Origin of the sequence: Streptomyces sp. SID3343 (assembly GCF_009865215.1) — a bacterium.
Lineage (GTDB): Bacteria > Actinomycetota > Actinomycetes > Streptomycetales > Streptomycetaceae > Embleya.
On sequence record NZ_WWJX01001266.1, the window covers coordinates 1 to 3,393 of the forward strand.

At 70.9% G+C, this 3,393-nt stretch carries 1 protein-coding gene; it reads right to left on the reverse strand.

Going from position 1 to position 3,393, the window contains the following annotated elements; genetic code table 11:
• Positions 1–2,643, reverse strand: a 2,643-nt coding sequence (locus GT354_RS39980; protein ID WP_346012389.1) for a Helicase associated domain protein, incomplete at its 3' end; no start/stop codon positions are given.
• Between the last annotated feature and the right edge of the window lie 750 nt (positions 2,644–3,393).

Consider the following 3,393-nt stretch of genomic DNA (forward strand, 5'->3'; position numbering starts at 1 on the left):
CGGCTCCACGTGCTTGCGCGGCACCGTCAAGTGCCCCTCGCGCTCCCGGAACGCCGCCGCCGCAGCAAGGGTGAGCGCCCACCGGTCCACCGGCGCCGCCCGCTGCTCCGGCACCGCTGCCGCCTCTACGCCCACCCCGGCCAACGCCTGCCGCTGCGCGTCGGTCAGGTCGGCCCAGCCGCGCCGCTGTCGCTCCAGCCACGCCCCGACGTCCTCACCACCGGCGGTGTACCCGGGCACCAACGCGTCGAGCGACCCGCCGCCGTCGACGTGCAGCCGCACCGTGGCGAGCATCCGCTGCCACTCCAGGGACCACCGCCGCGCCGGATCCGAGCGGCCGGCCGGGTGCCAATCGGGATCGATCGCCGCGAGCTGCGCCCACCGCTCGGCCCACCGCTCCGCGTTGCGGCGAGTGCCCAACGGTCGGCGGCAGTTCGCGAGGAACTGGCCCACGGGGTAGTTGTTCACGGCGGCGCTCTTGGGCGCGGCCAAGTGCCCGTGTATGGCGAAGTAGGCCCGGCACATGGCGAGTCCGTCCTCAAACGCCGCATCCTCGCTGCTCCACGCCATCCCCAGCGCGTCGAGCATCGCGATCCGTCGCTGGCTGATCGCGCCCACCGACCACGCGCGCCGCTGTTCGCTGAGCCATGCCCCCACGGGGTGGCTCGTCCCGGTCTGCGGGTCGTAGTCGATCGCCTCCACCGGCACCCGCAGATCCCCGTGCGCCGCGTGCCACCGGCGGGCGGCGAGGTATCCGCGGCGCCAGTCGCGCCGCTCGGGATCGATCACCCGCAGGTTGACGAAGTCGGCGATCAGCGCGGGATCGCGCTCGGTCATGAACCTCACCAGGAACCGATCCGATTCGCCTCGGTCGCCGTCCTCGGCCGCCTCGCCGTGGCCGTCGTCCTGGTCCCGGTCCTCGGCCGCCTCGTCCCGGTCGCCGTCCTCGGCCGGCTCCTCCGGGATCGCGGACAGGAGCCGGGTGCGGGGGCCGCTGGGCGCGGGCACCGCGAGCATGTCCAGGACCCGGCTGTCGTGCGCGGCCAGTGCGTGCAGCACGCGCACGAGGAAGTGGTACGAGTGCGAGACGAGCATCCGGTCCGGCGTCTCCCCGGCCTCCAGGAACACCGGCACGATGATCGTCGCGACCCGGCCCTCTCCCGGCTGTTGGCGCATCGCCCGCCCGATCGCCTGCACGATGTCCACCACGGACAGCTTCGGGTCCATGAACGCCACCGCGTCCGCCCGCAGGTCGACCCCCTCGGCCAGCACTCGCACGTTCGACAACACCGCCCGACGAGTCACCGGCTCCGCACCCACCACCGCAGACTCGAACAGCGCTGGCACCCGGTCGGTGTGCGCGGCGAAGTCCCCCAACACCCGCCGCCGATGCTCGCTCTCGTGCTCCCCGCACAACCAGTCCGCCCACACCGCCGCCGGATGCGTGGCCGGGTCGCTCTCGTGCAGGCGCCGCGCGACGTCGGGCAGTGTCTCCGCGCACACCTGAGCCTCGGCCGTGCGCGCGTGGTAGGCGATCACCGTGTTCAATCCCAGATCCGCCGCCACCCCCAACACCGCCGTCTGCAACGCGGCAAGCCGCGCCGCCCGGAACTCCTCCATCTCCTCCAGGCTGCGCCGGCCCGGACCCCGGTTGAGTGCGATGCCCTCGGCCTCGGCCAAGTCCTGAACGGTGGGGTCGGCGACGTCGACCACCACCACCCTCGGCCGCGCCAGCAACCCCAGCCGGCACCCTGCCGCAAGTTCGAGCCGGTGGACCGTGGGGCCGAAGATCTCCTCGTCATCCATCGACGCCACCGCGTCCGCCGGCTGCGCCGAACGCACCGGCCGCCCGCCGCGCATCCGCAACACCCGGTCGTCGTCCGCGGGTTCGTCGTCCCACTCGGCCGGGTCGTCGTCGTCCTGGCCGCCGACGTCGCCGGCCGAGGCCGGGACCGCAGCCTCGGGGTCCGCCCACGTGTCATCGTCGACCAGCAGCGGCAGCGCGCCCGTCTCGCCCGCGCCCGACGCCTCGGCGTACGCGCTGTTCTCCGCCGGCTCCCACAGGCGAGGCGTCGCCGTCAGGTACAGCCGGCCCAACGCCGGCAATTGTTCGTCGTCGTGCACGGCTGCCCAGCGTTTGCCCAGGCGTCCGCTGGTGCGGTGCGCCTCGTCCACGACCACCATGTCCCACGGTGCCAGCGCGAGGCCGTACGTGCCCGCGTGGGCGGTCAGGATCGTGCCCAGGGACTGATAGGTGGAGTACACCGTCAGGGGCTCCGATTTGGCCGCCCACAGGGCGAGTTGCGGGGCGCTGGTCGTCGTCCGAACCCCCGCGTCGTTCAGCACCCGATCGCCCGCCAATGAGCACACCGCCACCTGCGTACCCCCCTGCCGACCGGCCCGATGCCACGCGGTCACGGTCTGGGTCAGCAGGTCGAGCGTGGGCACCAGGACCAGCACCCGACCCCGCGGAGCAAGCACTGCGGCGGCGCCGGCCGCGACCCAGGTTTTCCCCGTGCCGCACGCCATCACCGCCGTCGCCCGACGCCCGCCGTGCCGGTCCACGCCGACTGCGGTCCGGCCGGGGTTCTCCAGTTCGCGCACGATCGCGGCGAGCGCGTCGCGCTGGTGAGGCCGAAGCACCGGCGCACGGCGTCCCGCACCGGATCGTGAGGTTTTTGTGGGGAGTTGTGAGGATCCCTGCATGAGTCCATCCCTGTCGGGTCGAGCGTCCCGGAGGGACGCTGCCTGTGTCGACGGTGGGTGCACGACGCGCCCGTGAAAGGCTCTGTACGGGCGCCTACCGGCCCCGATGCGGCTCCGGGTCCCCTCGGAAGAGCGGGGATCCGTAAGCCCCCGGAAGGGCCGTACGGGCGCGTCGGTCGATATCTCGATCGCACGGGGAAGATGGAAGGTAATTCCCAAACTCTACCCCGTTAATTTCAATGATGCACAGAGGTCGATCGCGTTACGCTCGATGCTCCGATGGTTCTCCAGCCAGTGTGGCACAGGACGCATCCCAGGGGTGGCCTAACAGCGAAATTCACCCATCCGATGGACGGGCGGATGCCCCCGGTCGAATTCGCCCACGGGCCGCGCCGGAGTCCCAATACCAACGCGGATGTCAATTCCAATGACGGGGAGCCGGTTCCAATGATCGCGTCGCCCGTTTTCCAATGTTGGAAAACGGAGCCGGAAAGGCATTGCGCACCGTGTCAAGGGAGTTCTAGCATAGATACACGCAGCCCCGACCGTCGGACCCACGGAAAAGGAGGCAGCAGAAAACCTCACAACACCCCCACTGCCTGCTGGTTTTTCTCCTGACCCGAGAAATGCAATTCCGTAGCCAAATAGATAAGCCGAATGGACGGGAATTGGGATTGCGGCGGAGCC